This is a genomic window from Hyphomonas sp. (assembly GCF_046313975.1).
Classification (GTDB): domain Bacteria; phylum Pseudomonadota; class Alphaproteobacteria; order Caulobacterales; family Hyphomonadaceae; genus Hyphomonas.
In genome coordinates this window covers 1-3,922 of record NZ_JBKBXB010000074.1, presented here as the reverse complement: position 1 = coordinate 3,922, position 3,922 = coordinate 1, and the positions used below count along the sequence as shown (strand labels likewise).

General features: G+C 64.0%; 3 protein-coding genes. 2 read left to right on the top strand and 1 reads right to left on the bottom strand.

What is annotated here, in order from left to right:
* The first annotated feature begins 218 nt into the window (after positions 1 to 218).
* Together ACK4TE_RS15770 and ACK4TE_RS15765 are read left to right on the top strand one after the other, a co-directional pair.
* Positions 219 to 809 (top strand): TIGR00730 family Rossman fold protein, encoded by a 591-nt coding sequence (locus ACK4TE_RS15770; RefSeq protein ID WP_409912491.1) that lies wholly within the window; start codon positions 219 to 221, stop codon positions 807 to 809.
* Between the two features lie 263 nt (positions 810 to 1,072).
* Positions 1,073 to 2,542, top strand: coding sequence for a DEAD/DEAH box helicase (locus ACK4TE_RS15765; protein WP_409912490.1), 1,470 nt, complete (start codon positions 1,073 to 1,075; stop codon positions 2,540 to 2,542).
* Positions 2,543 to 2,603: 61 nt separating this feature from the next.
* Here ACK4TE_RS15765 and ACK4TE_RS15760 read toward each other — a convergent pair whose 3' ends face one another.
* Entirely contained in the window at positions 2,604 to 3,539 is a 936-nt protein-coding gene (locus ACK4TE_RS15760; protein WP_409912489.1) for a hypothetical protein, read from the bottom strand.
* Positions 3,540 to 3,922: the final 383 nt, after the last annotated feature.

The following is a 3,922-nucleotide window of genomic DNA, read 5'->3' as shown; positions in this document are numbered from 1 at the left end:
CGGGAGATCGAGGCCCAGAGGCCGCCATCGGCACTCTCGATACGGTCGGGGTCAGCCGGAGTATGGGACGGGGGCGTGGTCGGGGCAGCGTGCACAGCAGTCATGCCGCCCATATGGCGCGGTTTGGGCGGAAGTAAAAGGCATGGCGCGGCGCGGCATTAACCCTGCCCTGCGAAAGCATCTGGCGCTCACGCGCGGTGCCCCCTAATTTCCACCCCATGGATGATATCAAGAAAACACACACGACCTCGAAACTCTCCTCCATCTGCGTCTATTGCGGCGCCTCGGATGCGGTGAACCCGAAATATATCGACCTCGCAAAACGCCTCGGCACCCAGCTGGCGAAAAGCGGGCTGCGCCTTGTCTATGGCGGCGGCGGCGTCGGCTTGATGGGCGCATGCGCACGCGCGGCGCATGAGGCGGGCGGCGAAGTGCTGGGCATCATGCCGCGCTTCCTGCTCGACAAGGAACGTATCTATACAGAGGTAGAGCACCGCATCGTCGACGACATGCACACGCGCAAGATGATGATGTTCGAGGAAGCGGACGCCTTCATCGTGCTGCCCGGCGGCATCGGCACGCTGGAAGAAGCGGTGGAGATTCTCTCCTGGGCCCGCCTCGGCCTGCATGCCAAGCCGATGGCCTTCCTGGATGAGGATGGCTTCTGGCAACCCTTCTTCGAGCTGATCGAGAAGATCATCGAGGGCGGTTTCATCCCGGCCGACTTCCGCAGCGCGATGGTGCATTGCAGGACGCCGGACGAGACGCTGGACGCGATCAAAGCGCGCCGGATTGTGCTTGATCTGTAGGCGGAAAATCGCGGCGTGTTAACACCTGCGCTGAAATATCCTTTGACATTCCTGCGGTTACACCCCATGTGCGCCCGGTCTGGGTGGTTTGAGCCGCCTTGCAGGGCAGCGTGAGCTGGTCTGGCGGCAAGTCCGCCACGTCCGTGGCCCTCCTTACAGACGCATCTTAAGCCTAAGGCGCCCTTCTTCACGCGGGTCGTTCAACCCCCGCCACCCGCGCGCGATGAACCGCGCCGGGCGCAAATTCGTTTTTGAAAGTAACCATGACTGATTTCAATTCCTTCGGCTTCACCAGCCGCCTCGCGCGCGCTGTCGAAGAAGCCGGCTACACCACGCCGACCCCGATCCAGGCGCAGGCCATCCCGCTGATCAAGTCGGGCCGCGATGTGCTGGGCCTTGCCCAGACCGGCACCGGCAAGACGCTGGCTTTCGCCGCGCCGATCCTCGACCGCCTGAACCGCCAGTCCGGCCCGGCTCCCAGCAAGGGCGCCCGCGTCCTGGTGCTCGCACCGACGCGTGAACTCGCCGGGCAGATCGCCGAATCCTTCGAAACCTATGGTGCGGGACAAGGCTTCCGCGTCGTGATGGTCTGCGGCGGCGCCAAGATCGGCGGACAGATCCGCAAGCTGGAACGCGGCGCGCATGTACTCGTCGCCACGCCGGGTCGCCTGATCGACCTGATGGAACAGAGCGCGGTCTCGCTGCGCCATGTCGAAGTGCTGGTGCTGGACGAGGCCGACCAGATGCTGGACCTCGGTTTCATCCATGCCCTGCGCAAGATTGCCAAACACCTGCCGAAAGAGCGCCAGACGCTGTTCTTCTCGGCAACCATGCCGAAACTCGTGTCCGGCCTTGCCGCCGAATACCTGACCAATCCGGCAGAAGTCGCCGTCGCCCCGCCCGCCACCACGGCTGAAAAAGTGGAGCAGCGCATCTGCTTCGTCGAACAGTCCGAAAAACAGGCCCTGCTGGCCGAGACGATCCGCCAGCCGGAACTGCGCACCGCGCTCGTCTTTGTGCGGACGAAACATGGCGCCGACGCCGTCGTGCGCCGTCTTGCTAAGGACAATATCGACTCCGTCGCCATCCACGGCAACAAGAGCCAGGCCCAGCGCATCAAGGCGCTGGAAGCCTTCAAGGGCGGCCGCGTGCCGGTCCTGATCGCCACCGATATCGCCGCCCGCGGCATCCATATCGACGGCCTGACACATGTGATCAACTTTGACTTGCCGGAAGTGCCTGAACAGTACGTCCACCGTATCGGCCGCACGGCCCGCGCCGGGCAGACCGGCATCGCAATCTCGTTCGTCTCGAAGGCGGAGCGGGAATACCTGCGCGCCATCGAGAAGGCGATCGGCATGAAGCTCGCCCCGCGTCCTGCCGGCGAGCCGGATGAGCCGCGCGGCAATGGCGGACGTCCGCAACAGGCACGCCGCGGCGGCGGTGGCAATGGCCATCGCGGCCAGCAGCAGAATCAGCAACGCCGCCCTCGCGAAGAGCGCGGCGAGCGTGCCGAGCGCGGTGAACGCACCGAGCGCGTGCAGGCCGTCGGCGAGCGCCGTGAGAGTTCCGAACGCCAGGGCGGCAGCGCGCCGCGCCGGGGCAACTGGAATGGCAATGGCGGTGGCAATGGCAAGCCGGGCGGCCCTCGCCGTGGCGGCCAAGGTGGCCGTCAGGGCGGACAGGGCGGCGGTCAGAACCGCGCGCGCCGTCCGGAACGTGCCGGCGCCTAATTATTCCGTCTACTGAATATCATCGCCCCGGCTTCACCGCCGGGGCGATTTCGTTTCGGGCTTACTCGCGCGCCTCTTCCGCCGCCATCACCAGGCCTTCGACTGCCTGTTCAAGCGGGGCATAGCGGTCGATGATCTCCTGCTCGGCGGCGCTTCGCGCTTCTGCATCACCCTTCGTCAGCAGCTTTTCAAACTCCGCCGCCTGCTTGCCCAGCGCCTCGCTGACCAGCCTGCCGCATTCATTGCCGCGTGTGTTGCGGTTGACCGGGCAGGATTTCAGCCAGGTCACGTCCCGACTTGCCCAGGGCTCCTGCCGGTGGCCTTCCCGGCGCAGCACGACCAGCTTTTCAGGCGCGTTCTTCTTACACGCCTTTTTCACTTCCTTCTCGAACCTCTTGAATTCCGGCGGCATGCCGAGGCCGCAATAGGTGTCGACATTCCAGGCGTTGACGGTCATCGTCCACTCGCGCCCTTCGTCATCAAAGGTGTGCTTTTCGAGAGAATTGGTGCCCGACCAGACCGAGACCAGATCCTCGAACTCCAGTGGTCCGTCCGGCTGGGTTTCATAGCGCACCACATAGCGCGCCGCCGATGTGTCGCTGAACGCCTCGCCGGAATGGAAGTTCAGTGTACCGAAGGATGTGTCCCACGACACCTCGCCGCTCTGGAACACGCCGGTGCGGGAAATTTCCGGCGCCGTCACTTCCAGCCCATAGAGCATCGTGGCGGAGATGTTGAACTGTCCGTCCGAGGTGACAATCAGCCCTTCGCCATGCGCAAGGCCGAACCGGCACGGCCCCAGCCACTGCGCCCGGCTCCAGTATCCGGCAAGGCGCTCATGGCGCTCCTCATGCGGGGCGAAGATGACAACCGCGCAATTCCCGTTCGCCGTCGGCACCACCCGCTCGCCGGGGCGCAGCGGCAGATCAATGCCCAGATAACTTGGCACCGGCTCAGCCGGAATCTCTGCCGGAGCTGTCTCTGTAGCCGCAGTCATGCCCGCCATCAGGCAAGCAGCTGCGGAAGCGAAAAGTCTCTGCGCCTGGCGGAACCAGATCAGTGTCATAAAACCGGCCTTTTCCCCCGGCCATGGAGCAAGCGTAGTGACGCGCCGGGGCATTTGTCCAGCCACATCAATCAGACGTGAATGGCCTAAGTGTGGCGCTGTCGCTTCCGAGCAGCATCAAATGCCAGTCACGAGGCTAGTATGGCGCCTTGGGCACACAGATGTTGGGATCACTGGTCATGATCTGGCAGGTCTTCATCGACTGGCCGGCCGCCTGAAGGTAGGTGTCCGCGCTGTCCTCATAGGACGTGCCTTTGCAGGATGTGGTCAGGATCCGGTAGTAATTCAGCTCCAGATACATCGCGAGCTGCAGG

Bases quoted from the DNA above. Each gene is read 5' to 3' on its own strand.
- ACK4TE_RS15760 (WP_409912489.1), bottom strand. From the start codon at position 3,539: ATGACTGCGGCTACAGAGACAGCTCCGGCAGAGATTCCGGCTGAGCCG.
- ACK4TE_RS15765 (WP_409912490.1), top strand. From the start codon at position 1,073: ATGACTGATTTCAATTCCTTCGGCTTCACCAGCCGCCTCGCGCGCGCT.
- ACK4TE_RS15770 (WP_409912491.1), top strand. From the start codon at position 219: ATGGATGATATCAAGAAAACACACACGACCTCGAAACTCTCCTCCATC.